Below are 23,256 nucleotides of genomic sequence, written 5' to 3'. Positions count from 1 at the left end.
CCAGGCTCCACGTCGATCTGATGCGGCAGGCGAGCGCGCTCTGTACCCGGCCCGCCCTCGCCCACCCACCAGACCTCACGGAGGAACCGTCATGTCATCAACCCTGGACATCCGGCGTGTAGCCGGGCACATCGGCGCCGAGATCCGCGGCGTCGACCTCTCCCACCCGCTCGACCCGTCCACCGTCGCGGAGATCAGAAAGGCCCTGCTCGCCTACAAGGTCGTCTTCTTCCGCGGCCAGACCCTCGACCACGGCTCCCAGATCGCCTTCGCCCGCCAGTTCGGCGAGCTCACCCACGCCCACCCGCACGAGGACGCACCCCCGGAGGAGCATCCGCAGATCCTGACCATCGACCCGCGCCGCTACGAAGAGCGCTACGGCGAGGGCTACCGCGAGCTCTACCGCAAGCGGCAGTACTCCTACTACTCCGGTTGGCACACCGACGTCACCGCCGCCGTCAACCCGCCCGCCGCCTCGATCCTGCGGGCCGAGACCGTCCCGCCCTTCGGCGGTGACACCCAGTGGACCAACCTCGTCGCCGCCTACGAGGGGCTCTCCCGGCCGCTGCGCGACTTCGTGGACGGGCTGCGCGCCGAGCACCGCTTCCTCGCCGGGTACCAGACCGCCGACGAGGACGGCAAGCTGCTCAAGCGGATCAACGACAACCTGCTCGTCTCCGTCCACCCGGTCGTCCGGGTGCACCCCGAGACCGGCGAGCGCGCCCTGTTCGTCAACCCCGGCTTCACCGACCGGATCGTCAGTCTGTCCACCCAGGAGAGCCGCCGGGTCCTGGAGCTGCTGTACGAGCAGATCACCCGTCCCGAGTACACCGTCCGCTTCCGCTGGCAGCCGGGCAGCGTCGCCTTCTGGGACAACCGGGCCACCGCCCACCTCGCGCCCAGTGACCTCGACCACCTCGACGTGCAGCGGACCCTGCACCGGGTGACCCTGATCGGCGACCGGCCGGTCGGGCCCGACGGGTTCGTCTCGGAGATCATCGCCGGACGCGAGTTCACCGCCGAAGCCCTCGTCGTCGCCTGACGACCCCGAGCCGCGGGCGGGACCGGGGTGATCCCGCCCGCACTGGTGCAGGAGGCCGCGAAGGGGACGAGGGGCGAGGTGGTCGCGGGCCGGACCAGCGCGGTTCCGACGCTGCCGCGCACCAGCCCGACGCCTGCCCACAGGTGGAGCCGGATGCCGAAGCGGAGGGTCCGGCCTTCCGCGGCGGATAGCTCCCGGATGCAGGCGATCTTCTCGGCGCGCGCGTAGCGGGCGTCCTTGTCCAGGAAGTCGCCGTAGGAGCGCTGCTCGCGCGACTCCCCACCCATGACGACGTTGAGCAGCAGCCGCCCCTCCGACTGCGTGACCAGCGTGGGGCTGACGAAGCCGGGCTGGAAGGCGACCAGGAACTGATGAGGCGGCTGTCGCCGTTGGTGGGCAGGAACCAGCAGAACCTCATCAGGTCACTCCGTGCCGGGCGGACGGGCGCCGTCGAGGTCACGGGATCCCCTTGACGGAGGTGAACGGCACCGGGATGGCGGGGAAGGGGTTGTCCGGCAGCAGGGTGAGCCGTCTGGCCTGGTCGGATTGGAGAGCGGCGTCCAGGTGGAGCAGGGCCGCGCCGATCCCGGCCGCGCCGACCAGGTAGCCGGTGTCGGCGGAGACCTCGCCCGGGCGCGATCGCCGGTAGGCCTGGTACCAGCGCAGGCCGCGGCCGTCGTGGCCGGTGGCCCGGCCGATGAGGTGCTCCCCGAGCGTGCGGGCGAAGTCGAGGTACGGCTCCCGCCCAGTGGCCGCCCACAGTCCGACGAACAGCTCCAGCAGTCCGGCCGCGCCGCAGCACTGGCAGGCGACATCCCAGAATCCAGGGGTCTGGCGACGCGGCACAGCGCTCTGCAAGATCCCGCGGGCCAGCCGCTCGGCCCAGTCCAGGTGTCCCGCGTCGCCGGTGATCCTGTGCAGCTCGTAGAAGGTCCGGGCGACGCCGGCGGAGCCGGAGCAGAAACCCAGGTAGTACAGCCCTCTGCCCTGCGGCACGTGGTGGGGGATCATCGCGTGGGTGTCCGCCACGACGGCGATCGAGCGGACGAAGCCCGCGCCGCGCTCGGCGGCCGTGAGGAAGTCGCGCTCTCCGGTGGCCGCGTGGAGGCGGGCGAGGGTGAAGGAGGTGCCCGCCGTACCCAGCAGGAACCCCGGCGTGACCGCGTCGGCGGGCAGGTCCGCGCAGTCGCCGAACCGGTGGCCCGGCACCGGCAGCCGGGCCAGGCGTGCGCCCGCTTCGGCGGCCACCTCCGCGCAGGAGGGTGCGCCCAGTGCGGTGGCGGCGCGCAGCAGGCCCAGCACGATCCCGCTGTCGCCGCGCAGGGCGGGTTCGGACGACCAGCCCGCTCCGCCCTCCAGCGGGCGCGCGGCACGCATGATCCGGTCGGCGGCGCCGACGGCGGCTTCGGCGAACTCGTCGTCGCCCAGCACCCAGGCGGCCTCGGTCAGCGCGACGAGCGTGCCGGTGAGGCCGTGGTAGAGGGTCAGATCCTGCTGCTTCCGCCAGGTCGCCGCCAGGTAGCGGGCGCCGGCCCGCGCGTCCTCGAGGTAGGCCTCATGGCCGGTGGCGGCGGCCAGTTCCAGGAAGAACAGCACGATGCCGGCCGCACCCGCGTAGAGCGAGTGGAGCTCAGGCGCGAGAGCCGATCTGCCACTCGGGTCGGGGTTGGCCCGCCAATGCCTGCCGTCCGTGTCGTCGACGGCCGCGGTGCGGATCCAGCGACCCGCCGCGATCGCGGCCGTGAGGGGCGTGGACGCGTGCTCGCTCGTCATGCCTCGCAATATCCCACAGATTTGGTAGGAAAAAAAGGAAACGAGATTGAAGGCCACCGGCCGCCGACCCCGACCGGACATGGCGGATCACCTCCGCCGTGGGAGTTTCATGTATTTCCTATTGACTTTAGGGGAAATACCGACTTAGCGTCGAGGACATGAGCCAGGGCTTCCTCCTGACCAGGCGCTTCCACGTGGACTTCGGCCACGTCGCCAGCGCGCACTGTCGCTGATCACCGGACCTCTCATCCATCAGGCCATCTCCCGTGAGGACCCTCCAGTGACCGACACCCTTCCTGACCGCGCCATCGCGACCGACCAGTTCAAGCAGGCACTCGCCGTCCACGCCAGCGGCGTTGTGATCATCACCGCGCAGCACGACGGTGTCCCCGCCGGACTCACCGCCACCTCCTTCTCCTCCGTCAGCCTCGACCCGCCCCTGGTCTCCTTCTACGTGGACCGTTCCTCGACCACCTGGCCGCTCCTGAGCGTCGCCGACCACTTCGCGGTCAACGTCCTGGCCAGCGACCAGGCCGAGCTGGCCGCCCGGTTCGCCCGCAGGAACATCGACCGCTTCGCCGAGCCCACCCGCTGGCAAGCGGGTCCGCTGGGCGCCCCGCTGCTGCAGGACGTCTCGGCGCATCTGATCTGCCTGCCCCACGACAGGGCCGAGGTCGGCGACCACCTCCTGGTGGTCGGCCTGGTGGCCGAGGCGCACGTGCACAGCCCGGGCCGCCCGCTGCTGTATCACCAGGGCCGCTTCGGCCGCTTCCTCGCCCATCCCGAAGCCTGAACCCGGAGGACACGTGTCCGTCTCCACGCACGCCTACGCCGGCCCCGTCGACCTCGCCACCTACGGTCCCTACACCCGGGGAGAGCCGATCTACCCCTTCAAGGGCCGCATCGGCACCGAAGCCTTCCCCGCCGAGCCCGGCCGCTACCACCTGTACGTCGCCTGGGTCTGCCCCTACGCCCATCGCGCCGCGATCGTCCGCAAGCTCAAGGGCCTGGAGGAGGTCGTCTCTCTGTCCTACGTCGACGACGAGCGCGACGGCCGGGGCTGGGCGTTCAGGGAACGTCGTGGACACGACCCGATCAACGGCTTCACCCTGCTGGAACAGGCCTACGAGGCCACCGAGAAGGGGTACGGCGGGCACATCTCGGTCCCCGTGCTCTGGGACGGCAAGAACGGCGTGATCGTCAGCAACGACTTTCCGGACATCACCCTCGACCTGGCCACCGCGTTCGAGCAGTGGGCCGACACCTCCGTCGACCTCTACCCGGTCGCCCTGCGCCCGGAGATCGACGAGCTCAACGCCTGGATCTACCAGAACGTCAACAGGGGTGTCTCCCCCGGCGCGCTGGAGCGGCTGGACGAGCGGCTGTCCGGGCAGCGGTTCCTGCTCGGCGAGACGATCACCGAGCCGGACGTGCGCCTGTGGGTGACGCTGGTCAGACTCGGTCCCGAGCACGACCTGGCCAGCCACCGGCACCTGTGGACCTACGCCCACACGCTCCACGAGCTGCCCGCCTTCAGGGACACCACCGAAGCCTGGCGGGATCGATGACCCGCAGGCAGGTCCACCTGGCGGCTCATTTCCCCGGCGTCAACAACACCACGGTCTGGACCGACCCGCGCTCGGGCAGCCAGATCGACTTCGCCTCCTTCGTCCATCTGGCCAGGACGGCCGAGCGCGGCAAGTTCGACTTCTTCTTCCTCGCCGAGGGCTTGCGGTTGCGCGAGCTCAAGGGCCGCATCCACGATCTGGACGTGGTGGGACGGCCGGAGTCGCTCACCGTGCTCAGCGCGCTGGCCGCGGTGACGGAATGGCTGGGCCTGGCCGGGACCGTCAACGCCACCTTCAACGAGCCCTACGAGCTGGCCAGGCGGCTGTCCACGCTCGACCATCTGAGTGGGGGCCGGGCCGCCTGGAACGTGGTGACCACCTCCGACGCCTTCACCGGCGAGAACTTCCGCCGCGGCGGCTACCTCGACAAGGCGCACCGCTACGAGCGGGCCGAGGAGTTCGTACGGCTCGCGCGAGAGCTGTGGGACTCCTGGCGTCCCGACGCCATCGTGGCCGATCCCTCAGCGGGACGGTTCCTGCGCGACGACGGCATCGGGACGGTCGAGCACCGGGGCACGCACTTCTCCGTGGAGGGCCGCTTCACCCTGCCCCGCAGCCCCCAGGCACATCCCGTGATCATCCAGGCGGGCGACTCCGACGAGGGGCGCGAGTTCGCCGCCGCCAACGCCGACGTGATCTTCACCCCGCACGTCGATCCGGCCTTCTACGCCGACGTCAAAGGCCGCCTGGCCGCCTACGGCCGGAAGCCGCACCAGCTCAAGATCATGCCCGGAGTGACCTTCGCGCTCGGCGACACCGAGGCCGAAGCGGTCGAGAACGCCGCGGCCATCCGCCGCCAGCAGGTCGGCCCGCAGACCGCGATCGCCTTCCTGGAGCAGATCTGGGGTCGTGACATGTCGGCCTACGACCCGGACGGCCCGCTACCGGACGTGGAGCCGGACCTGGCAGAAGGCGTCTCCCAGGGTCGGGTGCCGGTCAAGGACCGCGCCGCCGTGGCCGCCAAGTGGCGGGCACTGGCCGAGGAGAAGGATCTGACGATCCGTGAGCTGGTCATCGAGGTGACCGGGCGGCAGACCTTCATCGGCACCCCGCAGAGCGTGGCCCGGCAGATCGACGAGCAGGTGCAGGCGAACGCCGCCGACGGCTTCATCCTCGTGCCGCACCTGACACCGGGCGGGCTAGACGAGTTCGTCGACCGGGTGGTGCCGGAGCTGCAGGAGCGCGGCGTCTTCCGCACCGAGTACACCGGCTCCACCCTTCGTGACCATCTGGAGCTCGCATGACGTTGCACCTGGCCGTGGCCCTGGATGGGGCGGGCTGGCATCCGGCCGCCTGGCGGGAGTCCGCGGCGGATCTCTTCTCCGCCCGCTACTGGGCCGGGCTGGTCGCCGAGGCGGAGCGGGGACTGCTCGACTTCGTCACCATCGAGGACTCCTTGGGGCTGCAGTCCACCCTGCCCGACGGACCGGACGAGCGGACCGACCAGGTGCGCGGCCGGTTCGACGCGGTGCTTCTCGCCGCCCGGCTGGCCCCGCTGACCACCCGGATCGGCCTGGTGCCGACCGCCACCACGACCCACACCGAGCCGTTCCACGTGGCTCTCGGCATCGCCACGCTCGACCACGTCAGCGGCGGCCGGGCCGGGTGGCGGGTGCAGATCTCGGCCCGCGCCTCGGAGGCGCGGCTGGTCGGCCGCCGGGAGTTCCCGCCGCTCGATTCGGTCAAGAGCGATGATCCGCACGTGCTCGACCTGTTCGCCGAGGCCGCCGACTCGGTGGAGGTGGCGCGGCGGCTCTGGGACAGCTGGGAGGACGACGCCGAGATCCGCGACATGGCCACCGGCCGGTTCATCGACCGGGACAAGCTCCACTACGCCGACTTCGCGGGGCGGTTCTTCTCCGTCAAGGGGCCGTCGATCACGCCGCGACCTCCTCAGGGACAGCCTGTGGTGACGGCTCTGGCGCATGCGCGCCTGCCGTACGAGTTCGCGGCGGCAAGCGCCGACGTCGTCTACGTCACCCCGCACTCGGCCGAGGAGGCCCGCGCCATCGTGGAGGAGGTCAGGGGGCTGTCCGGCGAGGTGAAGATCTTCGCCGATCTCCTGGTCTTCCTCGGCGACGACGCGGCCCGTCGCAAGGGGCGCCTGGACGAGCTCGACGAGCTCTCCTCCGATGCGGCGACCTTCACCGGGACCGCCGTGGAGCTGGCCGACGTGCTGCTGGAGTGGCGGCGGGCCGGGATCCAGGGGTTCCGGCTGCGCCCGGGCGCCGTGCCGTACGACCTGGAACAGATCACGCGCGGGCTGACCGCAGAGTTGCGCCGGCGCGGGGCGTTCAGGAGCGGCTACGAGGCCACCACCCTGCGCGGGCTGCTCGGCTTGGCACGCCCCGCCAGCCGCTACGCGGAGGCGTCATGAAATTTCTGGCCATCACGTTGATAGTCCACAACGGGGAGAAGTCGACCACCGAGCGATTCCGCGAGGTCGTCCAGAACGCCGTCCTGGCCGAGGAACTCGGCTTCGACGGGTTCGGCGTGGGTGAACGGCACGAGCGGCCCTTCATCTCCTCCTCTCCCCCGGTCGTGCTCAGCCACATCGCGGCGAAGACCTCCAGGATCCGGCTGTTCACCGCGGTCACCACGCTGAGCCTGCTGGACCCGGTGCGGGCCTACGAGGACTACGCCACCCTCGACCACCTGTCGGACGGGCGGCTGGAGCTGATCATCGGCAAGGGCAACGGCGCCGCGCAGGCCGAGCTCTTCCACGTCACGACCGAGGACCAGTGGGAGCGCAACCACGAGAGCTACGAGCTGTTCCGCCGGCTGTGGCGGGAGGAGAAGGTCACCTGGAGCGGGCGTTTCCGCCCGCCGCTCGTCGAGGCGGAGACCTGGCCTCGGCCCCTCCAGCAGCCGATCAGGGTCTGGCACGGCAGCGCCACCAGCAAGGCGTCGGTGGACCTGGCCGCCCACTACGGCGATCCGCTCTTCTCCGCGAACGTCACCAACCCCATCGACCCGTACGCCGAGCTGATCGACTACTACCGGGAGCGCTGGGAGCACTACGGGCACGATCCCGCGGACGCGCTGGTCGGAGCGGGCAGCGCCGGGTTCTACGCGGCCCGCACCTCGCAGGAGGCCATCGAGACCTACCGGCCGATCTACGAGGCCCGCCTGGCCTTCCAGCGCAGGCTCGGCATCCCGATCGTCTTCCCGTCCCTGGAGGACGCCATCGAGCGCAGCTCGATCCTGATCGGCAGCCCGCAGCAGATCATCGACAAGGTCCTGCGCTACCACAAGCGCTTCGGCCACCGGGTCATGCACCTGCCCGTCGACGCCGACGGCCTGACCCCCGGGCAGCATCGCGCCGCGCTGGAGCTGTTCCAGTCCGACATCGCCCCCGTGCTGCGCAAGGAGATCCCATGACGCTGTCCATCCTGGACCTGGCCCCCATCGTCTCCGGCGGCACCGCCGCCGAGGCGCTCCGCAACACCCTTGACCTGGCGCGAAAGGCCGAGGGGTACGGCTACCGCCGCTACTGGCTGGCCGAACACCATTTCGCGCCCGGCGTGGCCAGCTCGGCCCCGGCCGTGCTGATCGCCCTGGTGGCGGCGGCCACCTCGACGATCCGCGTCGGGTCGGGGGCGGTGCAGCTCGGGCACCAGACACCCCTGTCGGTGGTCGAGCAGTTCGGGCTGATCGACGCGCTCCACCCGGGCCGCATCGACCTGGGCATCGGCCGCTCGGGACAGCGCCGCGCCGAGCTGGCCGTCTCCGCCGGCTTCGAGAGCAAGCCCGCCGAGATCGTCGACGGTCTGCTCATCCCGCCGCCCTTCGACTGGTCGCGGCTGGCCAAGCACCCACACCTGGCCCACTACGCCACCCTGCTCCAACAGCCCGGCGCGCAGACACCGGACTTCGCCGACCAGATCGACGACGTGCTCGCCTTCCTGCACGGCACGCACGACGCGCACGCCGTCCCCGGCGAGGGCGCCGCGGTGCAGGTGTGGATCCTGGGCAGCAGCCGGGGGCAGAGCGCCCAGGTCGCCGGGGAACGCGGGCTGCCCTTCGTGGCGAACTACCACGTCAGCCCGTCCAGCGTGCTGGAGGCGGTCGAGGCCTACCGGGAGGCGTTCAAGCCCTCCACCGAGCTGGCCGAGCCGTACGTGATCGTCTCGGCGGACGCCGTCGTCGCCGAGGACGAGGTGCGCGCCCGCGAGCTGGCCAAGGGCTATGACCTGTGGGTCCGCAGCATCAGGACCGGCGCGGGCGCGATGCCGTACCCCTCTCCTGCCGAGGCCGACGCCCACGTCTGGAGCGACGCCGAGCGCGAGCTGGTGCAGGACCGGGTCGACACCCGGTTCGTCGGCTCGCCGCGGCAGGTCGCCGACGGGCTGCGCGTGCTGCGCCGGGTCACCGGCGCCGACGAGCTGCTCGTCACCACCATCACCTACGAACACGACGACCGCGTGCGCTCCTACGAGCTGCTCGCCGAAGCTTGGAACCACCAGTGAAGCGCATCCCCGCTCTCCTCCCCTCCCTCCTGCTCACCCTGGCCGCCTGCGGCACGCAGCCCGCGCAAAGCACCGCCTCCACGTCGCTGACCTGGGCCGTCGAGACACAACCCCTCACGTTCAACCCGCAGCTGTGGGCGCAGAACAAGGCCAGGCTGCTGGTGTTCAACCAGTTCGACGCGCTCCTCTCGCGCGGCGAGGACGGTTCCTTCCAGCCGTGGCTCGCCAAGGCGTGGAAGGTGTCGGACGACGGGCTGACCTACACCCTGGACCTGCGTGAGGACGTCACCTTCCACGACGGCACCAAGTTCGACGCCGCCGCGGTCAAGGCCAACTTCGAGCAGTTCCTGGTGCCCGGTTACAACCCGGCGGTGGCCTCGATCCAACTGAAGTCCTTCGCCAAGGCCGAGGTGGCCTCGCCGTACCGACTGAAGGTGACGCTGAAGACGCCCGACGCGCTCTTCCCGGACTTCCTCGCCTCGCCGTACGCCGGGCAGGTCTCACCGAAGTCGCTCAAGAGCGCCAAGGACCTCAAGTTCGGCGGCCCCGACCTGGTCGGCACCGGGCCGTTCACCCTCGACCGGTACGTCCAGGGGCAGGAGGTCCGCTACCGCCGCAACCCCGCCTACAACTGGCCGCCCGCACGGGCGGCGCACCAGGGTCCCGCCCACCTGGCGGAGATCACCTACCGGTTCCTGCCCGAGGCGGCGGTCCGGGTCGGCGCGCTCACCTCCGGCCAGGTGCAGGTCATCGAGGGGGTGCCCGCGACCGAGGTCGCCCTGATCAAGAAGGATCCGAACCTGACGTTGCAGACGTCCTTGAATTCGGGCACCGCCTACTCCTACTACTTCAACACCTCTCACGCCCCCTTCGACGACAAGCGGGTCCGCGAGGCCTTCCGCGAGGCCGTGGACGTCGACGCGGTGCTGGCCTCCGTCTACCAGGGCACCGCGACCAGGGCGTGGAGCATCGTCGGCAAGCGCAGCCTCTTCTACGACGCGACGCTGGAGAAGTCCTTCGGTGGCGACGTGGCCAAGGCCAACGCCCTGCTCGACGCGGCCGGCTGGAAGGAGCGCGACGCCGAGGGCTTCCGCGTCAAGGACGGCAAGCGGCTCACCGTGCGGGAGGTCGCCTCCGCGCCGTTCGTCCGCGACCGCCGCGACATCCTCGCCCAGGCCATCCAAGCCCAGGTCAAGCAGAACGCCGGCATCGACTTCCAGGTCAAGATCGTCGACCAGGGCACCGCGCAGAAGGCCCTGGAGGAGGGCGAGTACGAGCTGTTCGGCAACTCGCGCGGCGACTCCGACGCCGGGGCTGCTCTCAACCTCCTCCTGCCGGGCAAGGCCGCGATCAACCGCACCCACTTCGCCGACCCGCACCTGGACGAATGGCTGGCCGCGGCCGCTTCCACCGGCGACCGCAAGGAGCTGTACGGCAAGGTGCAGCAGGCGGTGGTGCGGGAACACGCCATCGTCTTCCCGCTCTACGTCCCCGCCGACCAGATCGCCGCGTCCAAGAGCGTCCAGGGCCTCGGCTTCGACCCGGCCTCCGGCACCCCTGCCGGCGCCTACGACGTGCGCCTCGGCACATGATCAAGCGCCTGGGCACCGGGCTGGCCGTGCTCTGGGCCGCCGCCACCGCCTCCTACGTCGCGCTCCTGCTCGCTCCCGGCGACACCGTCGACATCCTCGTCGGCGAGGGGCCCGACACTCCGGAGATCCGGGCGCGGATCATCGCCGAGTGGGGGCTGGACCGGCCGGAGATCGTCCAGTACCTGTCCTACCTGTGGCGGCTGCTCCACGGCGACCTCGGCCGCTCCTACCAGCAGCAGCGCGGCGTCGGCGAGATCCTGTCCACCCAGCTCTGGCCGACCGCCGAGCTCACCCTGGCCGCGGCGGTGACCGGGGTGGCGGTGGCGGCGATCATCGCGGTCACCACGGCGGGCCGGGGGCGGTGGCTGCGCGGCGCCGCCTCCGCCGCCGAGCTGGTCTCGGTGTCGGTCCCGCCGTTCCTGATCGGGATCGTGTTGCTGTCGGTGTTCTCCTTCACGTTCGGCTGGTTCCCCGTCTCCGGGGCTCAGGGATCGTCCGCGCTGGTCCTGCCCGCGCTCGCGCTGGGCCTGCCCATCGCCGGAGTGCTCGGCCAGGTGCTGCGCGGCGGGATCGAGCGGGCGCTGGAGCAGCCGTTCGCGGTGACGGCCCGGGCTCGCGGGCTCACCGAGCGCGCGCTGGTCGTCCGCCACGCCGTACGGCACGCGCTCATCCCCGCCGTGACGCTGGCCGGCTGGTTCACCGGGACGCTCCTGGGCGGCGCGGTGATCACCGAGGTGCTGTTCGGCCGCCCCGGGCTCGGCCAGGTCGCGATGCAGGCGGTGACCGGGCGGGACATGCCCGTCGTCATGGCGGTCGTGCTGCTGTCGGCCGTGGTGTACGTCGTCCTCAGCACGCTGCTCGACCTGGCCTATCGGGTCATCGACCCCCGGATCCGCTGATGAGCGTGCTCACCCGCGGCGCTCCCGGCCGCATCCGGCTCCTTCCGGTGGCCTACCTCGCTCTGCTCGCCCTCGCTGTGGCCGCTCCCTGGCTCCTCACCGGCACCGACCCCCTGGCCGCCGACCCGCTGGCCGCGCTCACCCCGCCCGGCGCCGACCACTGGCTCGGCAGCGATCATCTCGGCCGTGACGTGCTGGCCAGGGTGCTGTACGGCGCGCGTCACTCCGTCAGCATCGGCGTCGCCGCCACCGCACTGGCCGTCACCGCCGGCGTCCTGCTCGGCCTGGCCGCCGGGCTGGCACCGAAGTGGCTGGACGAGGCGCTGGCCCGCTCGTTCGACGTCCTGTCCACCCTGCCCGAGCTGCTGCTCGCCCTCTTGGTGGTGGCGATCACCGGACCCGGCACCGGCAACGTGATCCTCGCCATCGCCATCGCCCAGATCCCGAACTACGCCCGCGTCATCCGCGCCCAGACCTTCGTCGTACGCCGCTCCGGCTATGTCGAGCACGCTGCCACCTTCGGCCACTCCCGCCTGGCGATCACCGCCGGTCATGTCCTGCCCAACGTGCTCGGCCCGATCCCGGTGCTGGCCACCATCGGGCTCGGCCAGGCCGTGATCGCCGGGTCCGGTCTCAGCTTCCTCGGCATGGGGCCGCAACCGCCGGCCGCCGAGTGGGGCGCGATGTTGTCGGAGGCTCGCAACTACCTGCGGGTCGCCTGGTGGGAGGCGCTCTTCCCGGGCCTGGCGATCACCCTCACCGTCGTCAGCCTGACCATGGTCGGGCGCCGCCTGCAGGCCCGTTTCGAAGGGAGAACCCCGTGATCGTCGCTGTGGAGGATCTGCGCGTGAGCTTCGGCCGGACCGAGGTCGTGCACGGGGTCTCGTTGTCGATCGAGCCGGGCGAGTGTGTGGCGATCGTCGGCGAGTCCGGCTCGGGCAAGAGCGTCACCGCGCGCACCCTGCTCGGCCTGGCCGGACCCGGTGCGAGCGTGCGGGCCTCGGCGTTCCAGGTCGCCGGACGGGACGCGCTCGGCTTCTCCCCCGGCGACTGGCGACGGGTTCGCGGCCGCTTCGCCGGACTCGTGCTGCAGGACGCGCTGGGATCGCTCGATCCGCTGCGGACCGTGGGCGCCGAGATCGCCGAGGCGCTCCACGACGTGGTCCCGCGCGCCCGCCGTACGGACCGAGTGCTGGAGCTGCTCGAAGCCGTGGGCGTGCCGGAACCGGCCCGGCGCGCCCGGCAACGGCCCCACGAGCTCTCCGGCGGCCTGCGCCAGCGCGCGCTGATCGCCTCGGCGATCGCGGCCGACCCCGCTCTCCTCGTCGCCGACGAGCCGACCACCGCGCTCGACGTCACCATCCAGGCGCAGATCCTGCGCCTGCTCGCCGAGCGCAAGACCGCCGGGACCGCGCTGTTGCTGATCAGCCACGACCTGGCCGTGGTCGCCTCCATCGCCGACCGCATCCTGGTCATGAAGGACGGCCGGTTCGTGGAGGAGGGACCCACCGCGCGGGTGCTGGCCGCGCCCGCGCACGACTACACCCGCGCGTTGCTGGGCGCCGTCCCCTCGGCCGCGTCCAGAAACAGCTACCTCACCACCGGCGCCCCACGCGCCCGCCCCTCACCCGATCCGTCCGTCGCCCTGGCCGGAAAGGGACTCACCCGCTCGTACGGCAAGCGCCGCGTCGTCGACGACGTCTCCTTCACCCTGCGCCACGGCGAGACCCTCGGCGTCGTCGGCGAGTCGGGCTCCGGCAAGACCACGCTGGCCCGGCTCGCCCTCGCCCTGCTCGAACCCGACGGAGGCGAGGTCACCCTGGGACAGGGTCCGTGGAGCCGGCTTCGCGAACGCGAGCGCCGTCCCCTGCGAACAAGCGTCCAGCTCATCTCCCAGAATCCGCTGGACTCCTTCGACCCCCGCCATACCGTCGGCCGCCTGGTCGCCGAACCTCTCCGGCTGCCCGGGCCTGAGCGGCGCGCCCGGGTGCTCGACCTGCTGGCACGTGTCGGCCTGCCGGCCGAGATCGCCGATCGGCACCCGCGCGAGCTGTCCGGCGGCCAGCGCCAGCGGGTCGCCATCGCCCGGGCCCTCGGCCCCCGCCCGGACGTGCTGGTCTGCGACGAGCCCGTGTCCGCACTCGACGTCTCCATCCAGGCGCAGGTGCTCGACCTGCTCGCCGACCTCCAGGCCGAGTACGGCACGGCGATCCTGTTCATCTCCCACGACCTGGGCGTCGTTCACCATGTCGCCGATCGGGTGCTGGTCATGAAAGACGGTCGGGTCGTGGAGGAGGGCGGGGTCGAGGAGGTGTTCACTCGGCCCGCCCACCCTTACACGCAAGCCCTGGTCGCCGCTGTCCCCCGCCTGGAACCGGTCTGACCACGGCTGTCCCAGACGGGGCAGAACCAAACCGAGCAACCCCGGCGGCACGCTCTGTCGCTCAGGACTCCCGGCTGTCTCTCAGAAGCCGATCGGCTCATGAACCAGGACGACGGTGCCGCGGTCCGGGAGGGCCTCGCGCTCCATGATGAGAATCTTGCCGATGAAGGAGGAGGAGCCGAACTCCCGCAGCCGCTGGTGCTCCCTCGGCAGGCTGTAGGAGCGGAGCCGCTGCAGGGCCGTCGCCAGGTCCGACACCACCTTCTGGGCGCCCACCACCCAGATGGCCTTTCCAGCCCCCGAAGCGTACGGAGCGAACTGGCTGCCGCTCGCCGAGGCGACGACCAGGTGGCCTTCCTCGGTCACGGCGTGCACGCTGCCGACGACGACGTCCGGCGCGGCGCCCAGCCGGACACGGGCCAGCAGGTCGTCTCCGAGCTCACCGGCTTTGGCCCGCACGGAGAAGAACTCTCCCGACTCATCGAGATCGGCGGCGATGCCGGACAGCCGGAGCGTCTCGCTGGAGGTGGTGAAGACGCTTTCGTCGCGGGGAACCAGACCGGTGACCAGAGCGCGGGCCTCGGCCACGGTGTCCACGACGTGCACCAGGTAGCCGTTGGCGCGCAGCGCGGCTGCGGCCCGCTCCACCTGGGCAGCCGGTGCGGCGGTGGCGAACTTTTCATCGGGCGGCATGTTGCTCCCTTCCCGTCATTGGCAACGGGATCAGTCTGTATAACCATAAATACCTACAGGAAGTAGGCACTTTTTAGTGCCTCGGTGATGCGGAGATAACCGTGCACGCCAAAGCCCTGCCATCGGCCGTATTGAAGGCACGCGACGAGATGACCTGCCAGGTCCGCGACATCCTCAACCGCGTCGGCGACAAGTGGACCCTGTCGGTCGTCAACGAGCTCGGGCAGGGTGCGCGGCGCTTCACCGCGCTCAAGCACGCCGTCCCAGGGATCAGCCAACGCATGCTGACCGTCACGTTGCGCGTGTTGGAGCGCGATGGGCTCGTCTCTAGGCGCGTGTATCCCGTGGTGCCACCCCGGGTCGACTACCAGCTGACACCGCTTGGCCGCACCTTGCTGGAGCAGGTCTGGGGGCTGATCGATTGGGTCCAGGCGCATCACGGCGACATCGAGGAAGCCCGCGGCCGGTACGACGAGCGACAGGTTCCCGAATCGTTCGACCCGGACGATGGTAAGACCCATTGATCAACTGGGATTACCCACGAAAATCAAAAGGCCAGTTCCGCAATCACGGGAACTGGCCTCTGAGCTGGTAAATCTCGGTGGGGCTAAGAGGACTTGAACCTCTGACCTCTTCCTTATCAGGGAAGCGCTCTAACCGTCTGAGCTATAGCCCCGCACACACCGAACCGTATCGCATTCCGACCGGTTGCGGTGACGGAGAAAAGCTTACCAAGTCCTGGGGGCTGCTCGCGCCGCCCCCAGGACGAGATCTCAAAACTACTCAGCCTCACTGAAGGTGACCTCAACACCGCCGACGAGATCCGCCGCGACGTTGTAGATCACCGCCCCGAGGGTGGACAGGGCGGTGATGAGCACCACGTTCACCGCGCCGATCAGCGCGGTGTAGCCGAGGATGCGCACGGGCTCGAACCAGCCGGCGATGTCGAGCCCCAGCGTGTTCTGGCCGTCGGAGTTGTTCAACTGGTTGTACATCTGCACGATCGAGTCGAAAACCCCGAGAGCGGACAGCACGCCGTACAGGACGGCCACAGCCACGAACAGCACCACGAAGCAGACGAGGGACAGCACGAAGCTGAACTTCATCGCCGACCACGGCTCGACGCGGCGCAGGACGAGGTGCGCCTTGCGCGGCAGCCGGGCCTGTGAGGCGGCCTTTCCCTTCTTGGACGATTCGGCGGGCGCCGAGGGGGACGGAGGCGGCGCCTCGGAGGTGAGGGAGGGGCGCACGCGAACGGTGTCGTTCACGTCCTCCTTCTCCTCGACCGCGGCCTTCGTGCCGGCCTCATCGGTCTCCTTCTCCTCGACGGAGACCTTGGGATCGTCCGGCTTCTGCCCATTTTCGCGAGTCTTGGCTGAGCTGCCCTGCACGCTCATGGATTACTCTCCTCCCCCGTCTTCCTCGGCCTCCACCGCGTTCTCCATCGACTCGGTGTTACGAGCGAGGGCTACCACGCTGTCGCGTTCGGCGAGATTCATCAAGCGCACTCCCATGGTCTGCCGGCCGGACTGCTTGATGTTCCCGGCGGGCGTGCGGATCACGCCGCCGTTGGATGTGATCGCGAACACCTCGTCCTCCGGGTTGACCATGACAGCTCCGACCAGCTTGCCACGTGCGCTCACGATTTTCGCCGTCAGCACGCCCTTGCCGCCACGACCTTGAAGTGGGTATTGCTCTACGGGTGTCCGCTTCGCGTACCCACCTTCTGTCGCGATAAGCACATCCTCGCCGTCTCCGAGCCGATTCATCGCGAGAAGTTCATCACCCTCAAGGAATCGCATGCCGATGACGCCCGAGGTGGCCCGTCCCATGGGGCGAAGCGCCTCGTCGGAGGCGGTGAAGCGGATGGCCTGCGCGTGGGTGGAGATCAGCAGCAGGTCGTCGGCCTCGGAGACCAGCCTGGCGGCGATGACCTCGTCGTCGTCGCGCAGGTTGATCGCGATCAGACCGCCGGATCTGGGGGAGTCGTACTCCGACAGCCTGGTCTTCTTGACCAGTCCGGTCCGGGTGGCCAGCACCAGGTACGGCGCAGCCTCGTAGTCACGCAGGTCGAGGACCTCCATGACGACCTCGTCTGGCTGCATGGCCAGCAGGTTCGCCAGGTGCATGCCGCGCGCGTCACGCCCGGAGTCGGGCAGCTCGTACGCCTTGACCCGGTAGACCCGCCCCTTGTTGGTGAAGAACAGCAACCAGTGGTGGGTCGTGGTGACGAAGAAGTGATCGACGATGTCGTCCTGGCGCAACTGCGCCCCGCGCACGCCCTTGCCGCCCCGCTTCTGCGCGCGGTACAGGTCGGTGCGGGTGCGCTTGGCGTAGCCGCCGCGCGTGATGGTGACGACGATGTCTTCCTCGGCGATGAGGTCCTCGATCGACATGTCGCCGTCGTAGGCGATGATCTCGGTGCGCCGGTCCTCGCCGAACTTGTTGACGACCTCGTCGAGCTCGTCGGCGATGATCTGCCGCTGGCGCGTCTCGGAGGCCAGGATCGACTGGTACTCGGCGATCATCGTCATGAGGCCGTCGTACTCGTCCTGGATCGCCTGCCGTTCGAGGGCGGCGAGCTTGCGCAGCTGCATGTCGAGGATGGCCTGCGCCTGGATCTCGTCGATCTCCAGGAGCGTCATGAGGCCGCGCTGGGCCTCGGCCGCCGACGGCGAGCGCCGGATGAGGGCGATGACCTCGTCCATCCGGTCGAGCGCCTTGAGCAGCGCACGCAGGATGTGGGCGCGCTCCTCGGCCTTGCGCAGCAGGTACCTCGTCCGGCGGACGATGACCTCGATCTGGTGCGCCACGTAGTACGTGATGAACTGGTCGAGGCGCAGCGTGCGCGGCACGCCGTCCACCAGGGCCAGCATGTTCGCGCCGAAGGTGTCCTGGAGCTGGGTGTGCTTGTACAGGTTGTTCAGCACGACCTTGGCGACGGCGTCGCGCTTCAGGACGATGACCAGGCGCTGGCCCACCCGCGAGGAGGACTCGTCGCGGACGTCGGCGATGCCGGTGACCTTGCCCTGCTTCACCAGGTCGGCGATCTTCAGCGCGAGGTTGTCCGGGTTGACCTGGTAGGGGAGTTCGGTGACGACGAGGGCGTGCCGCCCCTTGTTGTCCTCCTCCACCTCGACGACCGCGCGCATCGTGATCGAGCCACGGCCGGTGCGGTAGGCGTCCTCGATGCCGCGGCGCCCGACGATGAGCGCGCGCGTCGGGAAGTCGGGGCCCTTGACCCGGGCGATCGACGCCTCGAGCAGTTCCTCGTCGCTGGCGTCCGGGTTCTCCAGCGACCACTTCACCGCCGAGGCGACCTCGCGCAGGTTGTGCGAGGGGATGTTGGTCGCCATGCCGACCGCGATGCCGCCCGCGCCGTTGACCAGCAGGTTGGGGAAGCGCGCCGGCAGGACGACGGGCTCCTGGGAGCGGCCGTCGTAGTTCGGCTGGAAGTCGACGGTGTCCTTGTCGATGTCGCGCAACATCTCCATGGCGATGGGCGCGAGCTTGCACTCGGTGTACCGCATCGCCGCGGGCATGTCGTTGCCGGGGGAGCCGAAGTTCCCCTGCCCGTCGACCAGCGGGTGGCGCAGCGACCAGTGCTGCGCCATCCGGACGAGGGTGTCGTAGATGGAGGTGTCGCCGTGGGGGTGGTAGGACCCCATGACGTCACCCACGACGCGCGAGCACTTGAAGTACCCGCGGTCGGGCCGGTAGCCGCCGTCGTACATCGCGTACAGCACCCGGCGGTGCACCGGCTTGAGGCCGTCACGCACGTCGGGCAGGGCTCGCGACACGATGACCGACATCGCGTACTCCATGTAGGAGCGCTGCATCTCGGTCTGGATGTCGACAGCCTCGATACGATCCCCGGGAGGCGGCGGGGTGTTCACTTCCGTCACGATAGTCCTTTACACGTCCAGGAAGCGGACATCACGGGCGTTGCGGATGATGAAGGACCGACGGGCCTCGACATCCTCGCCCATGAGCACGCTGAACATCTCATCCGCCTGCGCGGCGTCGTCGAGGGTGGCCTGTCGCAGCAGCCGGGTGGCCGGGTCCATCGTGGTCTCCCACAGCTGCTGGGCGTTCATCTCGCCCAGACCCTTGAACCGCTGCACACCGTCATGCGCGCGCGGGTCGCGGCGGCCGTTGGCGATGCCCTCGGCGATGATCGCGTCACGCTCACGGTCGGAGTAGGCGTACGAGGCGTCGTCGCCGCGCCGGTCCCACTTGATCTTGTACAGCGGCGGCTGGGCCATGAAGACGTGGCCGTTCTCGATCAGCGGGCGCATGAACCGGAACAGCAGCGTCAGCAGCAGCGTGGTGATGTGCTGGCCGTCGACGTCGGCGTCGGCCATCAGGATGAGCTTGTGGTAGCGGAGCTTGGCGATGTCGAACTCGTCGTGCACGCCGGTGCCCATCGCGGTGATCAGCGACTGGACCTCGGTGTTCTGGAGGACCTTGTCGATCCGCGCCTTCTCCACGTTGAGGATCTTGCCGCGGATGGGCAGGATCGCCTGGAAGCGCGAGTCGCGGCCGCCCTTGGCCGAGCCGCCCGCGGAGTTGCCCTCCACGATGAACAGCTCGCACTTCTCCGGCTCGTTCCAGGTGCAGTCGGCCAGTTTGCCGGGCAGGCCGGAGCCCGACTCCAGCAGCGACTTGCGCCGGGTCAGGTCGCGCGCCTGGCGAGCCGCCACCCGCGCCCTGGCCGCCTGGAGCGCCTTGTTGATGATGTCCTTGGCCTCGCCCGGGTTGCGCTCGAACCAGTCGCGCAGGTGGTCGTTGCAGGCCTTCTGGACGAACGACTTGGCTTCGGTGTTGCCCAGCTTCGTCTTGGTCTGGCCCTCGAACTGCGGGTCGGCCAGCTTCACCGAGACGATCGCGGTCAGGCCCTCGCGGACGTCCTCACCGGAGAAGTTGTCGTCCTTGCCCTCCTTGAGGAACTTCTGCTCGCGCGCGTAGCGGTTGACGATCGACGTCAGCGCGGCGCGGAAGCCCTCCTCGTGGGTGCCGCCCTCGGCGGTGTTGATCACGTTGGCGAAGGAGTAGACCGACTCGGCGTAGGAGTTGTTCCACTGCATCGCGACCTCGACCGAGATGCCCTCGCCCTCCTCCTCGAAGGAGATGATCGACGCGTGCGCCGGCTCCTTCTTGCCGTTGAGGTAGGCGACGAAGTCGGACAGGCCGCCCTCGTAGTGGTACTCGACCTTGCGGGGCTCGCCGTTGATGTGGTCGGGCCGCTCGTCGGCCAGCGCGATGGTCAGGCCCTTGTTGAGGAAGGCCATCTCCTGGAAACGACGGGAGAGCGTCTCGAAGCTCCACGTCGTGGTCTCGAAGATGTCCGGGTCGGCCCAGAAGGTGATCTCGGTGCCGGTCTCGTCGGTCTCCTCGTCCGTGGACAGAGGCGCGACGGGCTTGGCGTTGACCAGGTTGAGCCGGTGCACGCGGCCGTTCTGCTTCACCACCACGTTCATGGCTGTGGACAGCGCGTTGACCACCGCGGAGCCCACGCCGTGCAGACCGCCCGAGACGGCGTAGGACTGGCCGTCGAACTTGCCGCCGGCGTGGAGCGTGGTGAGGACGACCTCGACCGCGGACCGCTTCTCCACAGGGTGGATGCCCGTGGGGATGCCTCGGCCGTTGTCGATGACCCGCACGCCGTTGTCGGCGAGCAGAGTCACCTCGATGCGGTCGGCGTAGCCGGCCAGGGCCTCGTCGACGGAGTTGTCGACGATCTCCTGGACCAGGTGGTGGAGCCCGCGTTCGCCGGTCGACCCGATGTACATACCCGGTCGCTTGCGAACCGCCTCAAGCCCTTCGAGTACGGTGATTGAGCTAGCGTCGTAGGACAAGTGCGAAATCCTCCTGCCGCGGACACGCGGCGTGGGTGAGACGACTGTCGCAGCCGACCGCCCTGCCGTGCCCGTCACCGTCGTGAGTGCCCCGATGCGTTCGCCACCCAGGGGAATCGGCTCGCATGCCGGGGGTGACACGCAAGCGGACGTGTCCGGAATCCGCTTTCATTCTACCGGGTCCCAGGGCCCTAGGTGTGCATGAACGCGCCTGAACGCGCCTGTCGCTTGTTTGCCCCTCGGTTGGGCATCCCCCCACCGACTCGGGGGTCATCGCGTCAGAGGCTCGATTAGCCGTAGGTGTCGCCCGGTCCTTTGCTCCCGGTGACGCGCAGGCCGCCCATCGGGCGTGGGGCGTTTTGCGGGCCTCTGACCTTTACCTTTGTTACCGTCCCGTCGCCGAGCTCCTCGTTCAGGCGGCGGATCAGGTCTCTGGCCAGCATGCGGACCTGGGTCGCCCACGCGGTCGAGTCGGCCACGATCAGCACCTCGCCGTCCTCGAACGACTCCGGCTTGGTGTGGGCCGCCATGGCCGGGCCGGCGATGTCCGCCCACCGGCCGAACACCCCGCCCACCTTCGCGCTCTGCTCCCAGCCGCGGTCGGACAGCAGGTCCATGATGGCCCGTCCGAAAAGCTGGGGATCGCCGCCGAGCCTGGTCGCGCCGGACACCTTTCGCCGGGGTTCGCGGCGGGGGAGCTGGCCTCTTCTGGCGGCGTCGGCCTTGGCTTGGGCCAGCTTCTCGCGCGCCATCGCCACCCCACGCGCCGTCGCCGTCGGCCCTGACGCGCCGCCGCCGGGGGAGGACCCTCCAGGAGCACCGGCCCCGCCGGACGTGGTTCCGGGGGACGAGGTTCCCCCAGCCGTGGTTTCTCTGGAGGAGGTGCCGCTGGAGGCGGTTGCGCTGGATGAGGTGGTGCTGGATGAGGTGGTGGTGGATGAGGTGGTGCTGGATGAGGTGGTGCTGGATGAGGTGGTGCTGGATGAGGTGGTGCTGGATGAGGTGGCGGCCGGCGCAGCACCGCCGCCGTTGCCCCGCCCGGCATGGCCCCCGCCGTCACCGGACGCCGGGCGAGTTGTCCCGCCCCCGCTGTTGCCGGGCACGCCGCGACCTCCTGCCGCGCCACCCGCTGCACCACTGTTGCCCGGGAAGGGGGAGTTCCGGGGGCCGTCCGCCGCGGACCTAAGCCGGGCGTCCACATCGCCGCGGCCACCGGCGACCCGCGGCCCATCCACAGCCGACCCCGACCCGCCGAACCCGCCCGCAGGCCGCCGGCCGTACCCGCTGGGATCACCAGGGAGCGCACCAGAGCCGGGGACGGCCCCCAAGCCGGGCACAGAGCTCAGACCGGACACAGGGCTCGGGCCAGGTACGAAGCTCGGGCCGTCGGCCCGTGGGCTCGGGCCGTCGGCCCGTGGGCTCGGTCCACTGCCTGTGGACAACCCGCCGGCCTCGGGGAGCCGGGCGGGGGAGCGGCCGGGCGACCCGCCCGCCGTACGGCCGGCCCCGTCCACAGGGCCGCCGCCGGTCACACCCCCCGAAAAGCCCCCCAAGGTACGGCCGACCGCCCGGGTGGTGCCGAAGGACGGCCCCCCGGCCATCCCACTGAAGGGCCCGCCGGACCCCCCGCCGGACATCCCAGGTTGTCCACCGGCGCCTGTGGAAAACTCAGCGGACACGAGTCACGCCCCCCTCCACCACGTCGAACCGGCCCCCGGCCAACTCCGAAGGCACATCGTCCGGAACAGCAGCCGTGATCAACACCTGCTCGGCCGGCGCGACGATCTCGGCCAACCGCCGACGCCGCTGGGAGTCGAGCTCGGCGAAGACGTCGTCGAGGATCAGCACAGGATCCCCGCCATCCGCCCTGAGCAGGTCATACGCCGCCAGCCGCAAAGCCAGCGCGAACGACCACGACTCCCCATGGCTGGCATATCCACGCGCGGGAAGATCACCAAGGCCGAGGGTGAGGTCGTCACGGTGCGGCCCGACGAGGGTGACCCCCCGCTCGAGCTCCGCCGTACGCACCTCCGCCAGCCGTTCCCTCAACCGCTCCTCAAGGGTTTTCCCCAAGTCTGTGGATAACGTCTGTGTATCGGGAGCTCCGACCGGCACGGGCACGCCGTCCTCCTCGTTGTCCCCACCTGTGGACAACGTGCTCCGATAGGTGAGATCCGCAGGCGCGCTCGTCGGCGCCAGCGAGGCGTACGCCGAGGCCACCATCGGCCGGAGCGTGTCCACGAGCGCCAGCCGCGCCTGGAGCAGTTCGGCGCCGTGCCGCGCGAGGTGCTGGTCCCACACCTCCAGCGTGCTGAGCACGTCACCGGCGCCCGCCGCCTCGAAGCCGGTGTCACGCTCGGCCCGGCGCGGGCTCCGCCCACCTCCGCGACGCGCCTGGGCGGCCGTGCGCAGCAGGGCGCTGCGCTGCTTGAGGACCCGGTCGTAGTCGGCTCGCACCCCCGCGTACCGCGGCGTGCGCGCGACCAGCAGGTCGTCGAGGAAGCGCCGCCGTTCGGAGGGATCGCCCTTGACCAGCGCGAGGTCCTCGGGCGCGAAGAGCACCGTGCGGAGCAGGCCGATCACGTCACGCGGGCGGGACACGGGGGAGCGGTTGAGCCGGGCGCGGTTGGCCTTGCCCGGGTTGATCTCCAGCTCGACCAGCGCCCTGCGGTCGTCCCTGTGGACAGCGCACCGGACGATCGCCCGCGCGGCGCCCTGCCGGACGAGCGGGGCGTCGGTGGCGACCCGGTGGCTCGAGTGCGTCGCCACATAGCCCAGCGCTTCGACCAGGTTGGTCTTGCCCTGGCCGTTGGGCCCGACGAAGGCCGTGACACCCGGCTCCAGGCCGAGCTCCACGGACGCGTAGGACCGGAAGTCGGTCAGCGAGAGGTGGGCGACATGCACCCCACGAAGGTTAGT

19 protein-coding genes and 1 tRNA gene are annotated in these 23,256 nt (G+C 70.1%); 12 read left to right on the top strand and 8 right to left on the bottom strand.

Annotation, left to right across the window (positions count from 1 at the left end):
* Positions 1-91: 91 nt before the first annotated feature.
* Complete coding sequence (locus AB0I67_RS06395; protein ID WP_357918571.1) at positions 92-1,042, top strand: TauD/TfdA family dioxygenase; 951 nt, start codon at positions 92-94, stop codon at positions 1,040-1,042.
* 456 nt (positions 1,043-1,498) lie between these two features.
* Here AB0I67_RS06395 and AB0I67_RS06390 read toward each other — a convergent pair whose 3' ends face one another.
* Positions 1,499-2,815 carry a lanthionine synthetase LanC family protein gene (locus tag AB0I67_RS06390; RefSeq protein WP_357918569.1) on the bottom strand — a complete coding sequence of 439 codons (1,317 nt, stop codon included), beginning with the start codon at positions 2,813-2,815 and terminating at the stop codon, positions 1,499-1,501.
* Between the two features lie 280 nt (positions 2,816-3,095).
* On the opposite strand from AB0I67_RS06390, the gene AB0I67_RS06385 reads away from it, so the two are divergent.
* The 10 genes from AB0I67_RS06385 to AB0I67_RS06340 are packed head-to-tail and all read left to right on the top strand — an operon-like array spanning position 3,096 to position 13,786.
* Complete coding sequence (locus AB0I67_RS06385; RefSeq protein WP_357918566.1) at positions 3,096-3,608, top strand: flavin reductase family protein; 513 nt, start codon at positions 3,096-3,098, stop codon at positions 3,606-3,608.
* 13 nt (positions 3,609-3,621) lie between these two features.
* A complete protein-coding gene (locus AB0I67_RS06380) occupies positions 3,622-4,383 on the top strand; it encodes a glutathione S-transferase C-terminal domain-containing protein (protein WP_357918563.1) in 762 nt (253 codons plus the stop codon).
* Positions 4,380-5,687 (top strand): NtaA/DmoA family FMN-dependent monooxygenase, encoded by a 1,308-nt coding sequence (locus AB0I67_RS06375; protein ID WP_357918560.1) that lies wholly within the window; start codon positions 4,380-4,382, stop codon positions 5,685-5,687. The genes AB0I67_RS06380 and AB0I67_RS06375 overlap by 4 nt, the downstream gene beginning before the upstream one ends.
* Positions 5,684-6,820 (top strand): LLM class flavin-dependent oxidoreductase, encoded by a 1,137-nt coding sequence (locus AB0I67_RS06370; RefSeq protein WP_357918557.1) that lies wholly within the window; start codon positions 5,684-5,686, stop codon positions 6,818-6,820. The genes AB0I67_RS06375 and AB0I67_RS06370 overlap by 4 nt, the downstream gene beginning before the upstream one ends.
* Positions 6,817-7,824 (top strand): LLM class flavin-dependent oxidoreductase, encoded by a 1,008-nt coding sequence (locus tag AB0I67_RS06365; protein ID WP_357918554.1) that lies wholly within the window; start codon positions 6,817-6,819, stop codon positions 7,822-7,824. The genes AB0I67_RS06370 and AB0I67_RS06365 overlap by 4 nt, the downstream gene beginning before the upstream one ends.
* Positions 7,821-8,912 carry an LLM class flavin-dependent oxidoreductase gene (locus AB0I67_RS06360; RefSeq protein ID WP_357918552.1) on the top strand — a complete coding sequence of 364 codons (1,092 nt, stop codon included), beginning with the start codon at positions 7,821-7,823 and terminating at the stop codon, positions 8,910-8,912. The genes AB0I67_RS06365 and AB0I67_RS06360 overlap by 4 nt, the downstream gene beginning before the upstream one ends.
* A complete protein-coding gene (locus AB0I67_RS06355) occupies positions 8,909-10,504 on the top strand; it encodes an ABC transporter substrate-binding protein (protein WP_357918549.1) in 1,596 nt (531 codons plus the stop codon). The genes AB0I67_RS06360 and AB0I67_RS06355 overlap by 4 nt, the downstream gene beginning before the upstream one ends.
* The gene (locus tag AB0I67_RS06350; RefSeq protein WP_357918547.1) at positions 10,501-11,403 is read left to right on the top strand and encodes an ABC transporter permease; all 903 of its coding nucleotides are present in this window, start codon (positions 10,501-10,503) and stop codon (positions 11,401-11,403) included. The genes AB0I67_RS06355 and AB0I67_RS06350 overlap by 4 nt, the downstream gene beginning before the upstream one ends.
* Entirely contained in the window at positions 11,403-12,227 is an 825-nt protein-coding gene (locus tag AB0I67_RS06345; RefSeq protein WP_357918544.1) for an ABC transporter permease, read from the top strand. Before AB0I67_RS06350 ends, AB0I67_RS06345 begins: the two co-directional genes overlap by 1 nt.
* A complete protein-coding gene (locus AB0I67_RS06340; protein WP_357918541.1) occupies positions 12,224-13,786 on the top strand; it encodes an ABC transporter ATP-binding protein in 1,563 nt (520 codons plus the stop codon). Before AB0I67_RS06345 ends, AB0I67_RS06340 begins: the two co-directional genes overlap by 4 nt.
* Before the next feature lie 81 nt (positions 13,787-13,867).
* Here AB0I67_RS06340 and AB0I67_RS06335 read toward each other — a convergent pair whose 3' ends face one another.
* Positions 13,868-14,479, bottom strand: a complete 612-nt coding sequence (locus AB0I67_RS06335) for an LUD domain-containing protein (RefSeq protein ID WP_357918538.1) — start codon at positions 14,477-14,479, stop codon at positions 13,868-13,870.
* A gap of 101 nt (positions 14,480-14,580) precedes the next feature.
* Between AB0I67_RS06335 and AB0I67_RS06330 the strand changes: the two genes are divergently transcribed.
* Positions 14,581-15,003, top strand: a complete 423-nt coding sequence (locus AB0I67_RS06330) for a helix-turn-helix domain-containing protein (protein WP_357918535.1) — start codon at positions 14,581-14,583, stop codon at positions 15,001-15,003.
* 78 nt (positions 15,004-15,081) lie between these two features.
* On the opposite strand, the gene AB0I67_RS06325 is transcribed toward AB0I67_RS06330, so the two are convergent.
* From AB0I67_RS06325 to recF, 6 genes are all read right to left on the bottom strand, one after another.
* Positions 15,082-15,155: transfer RNA gene (locus AB0I67_RS06325), tRNA-Ile, on the bottom strand.
* Between the two features lie 103 nt (positions 15,156-15,258).
* Positions 15,259-15,876, bottom strand: coding sequence for a DUF3566 domain-containing protein (locus AB0I67_RS06320; RefSeq protein ID WP_357918532.1), 618 nt, complete (start codon positions 15,874-15,876; stop codon positions 15,259-15,261).
* A gap of 3 nt (positions 15,877-15,879) precedes the next feature.
* Entirely contained in the window at positions 15,880-18,384 is a 2,505-nt protein-coding gene (gene gyrA / locus AB0I67_RS06315) for a DNA gyrase subunit A (protein ID WP_357918530.1), read from the bottom strand.
* A gap of 9 nt (positions 18,385-18,393) precedes the next feature.
* Positions 18,394-20,337: a DNA topoisomerase (ATP-hydrolyzing) subunit B gene (gyrB, locus tag AB0I67_RS06310; RefSeq protein WP_357918527.1), complete on the bottom strand. Its 1,944-nt coding sequence runs from the start codon at positions 20,335-20,337 to the stop codon at positions 18,394-18,396.
* A 290-nt stretch (positions 20,338-20,627) separates the two neighbouring features.
* Positions 20,628-21,089: a DciA family protein gene (locus AB0I67_RS06305; protein ID WP_357918524.1), complete on the bottom strand. Its 462-nt coding sequence runs from the start codon at positions 21,087-21,089 to the stop codon at positions 20,628-20,630.
* A 916-nt stretch (positions 21,090-22,005) separates the two neighbouring features.
* Entirely contained in the window at positions 22,006-23,241 is a 1,236-nt protein-coding gene (gene recF / locus AB0I67_RS06300; RefSeq protein ID WP_357918521.1) for a DNA replication/repair protein RecF, read from the bottom strand.
* Positions 23,242-23,256: the final 15 nt, after the last annotated feature.

The organism is Nonomuraea sp. NPDC050310 (assembly GCF_040655795.1).
GTDB lineage: Bacteria > Actinomycetota > Actinomycetes > Streptosporangiales > Streptosporangiaceae > Nonomuraea.
Note: the sequence above shows the minus strand (reverse complement) of the source record. Positions and strands in the feature narration are given on the sequence as shown.

Coding starts and splice junctions, on each gene's coding strand:
- AB0I67_RS06360 (WP_357918552.1), top strand. CDS start 7,821: ATGACGCTGTCCATCCTGGACCTGGCCCCCATCGTCTCCGGCGGCACC.
- AB0I67_RS06350 (WP_357918547.1), top strand. CDS start 10,501: ATGATCAAGCGCCTGGGCACCGGGCTGGCCGTGCTCTGGGCCGCCGCC.
- AB0I67_RS06370 (WP_357918557.1), top strand. CDS start 5,684: ATGACGTTGCACCTGGCCGTGGCCCTGGATGGGGCGGGCTGGCATCCG.
- AB0I67_RS06375 (WP_357918560.1), top strand. CDS start 4,380: ATGACCCGCAGGCAGGTCCACCTGGCGGCTCATTTCCCCGGCGTCAAC.
- AB0I67_RS06345 (WP_357918544.1), top strand. CDS start 11,403: ATGAGCGTGCTCACCCGCGGCGCTCCCGGCCGCATCCGGCTCCTTCCG.
- AB0I67_RS06390 (WP_357918569.1), bottom strand. CDS start 2,815: ATGACGAGCGAGCACGCGTCCACGCCCCTCACGGCCGCGATCGCGGCG.
- AB0I67_RS06335 (WP_357918538.1), bottom strand. CDS start 14,479: ATGCCGCCCGATGAAAAGTTCGCCACCGCCGCACCGGCTGCCCAGGTG.
- AB0I67_RS06395 (WP_357918571.1), top strand. CDS start 92: ATGTCATCAACCCTGGACATCCGGCGTGTAGCCGGGCACATCGGCGCC.
- AB0I67_RS06305 (WP_357918524.1), bottom strand. CDS start 21,089: ATGGCGCGCGAGAAGCTGGCCCAAGCCAAGGCCGACGCCGCCAGAAGA.
- AB0I67_RS06320 (WP_357918532.1), bottom strand. CDS start 15,876: ATGAGCGTGCAGGGCAGCTCAGCCAAGACTCGCGAAAATGGGCAGAAG.
- AB0I67_RS06365 (WP_357918554.1), top strand. CDS start 6,817: ATGAAATTTCTGGCCATCACGTTGATAGTCCACAACGGGGAGAAGTCG.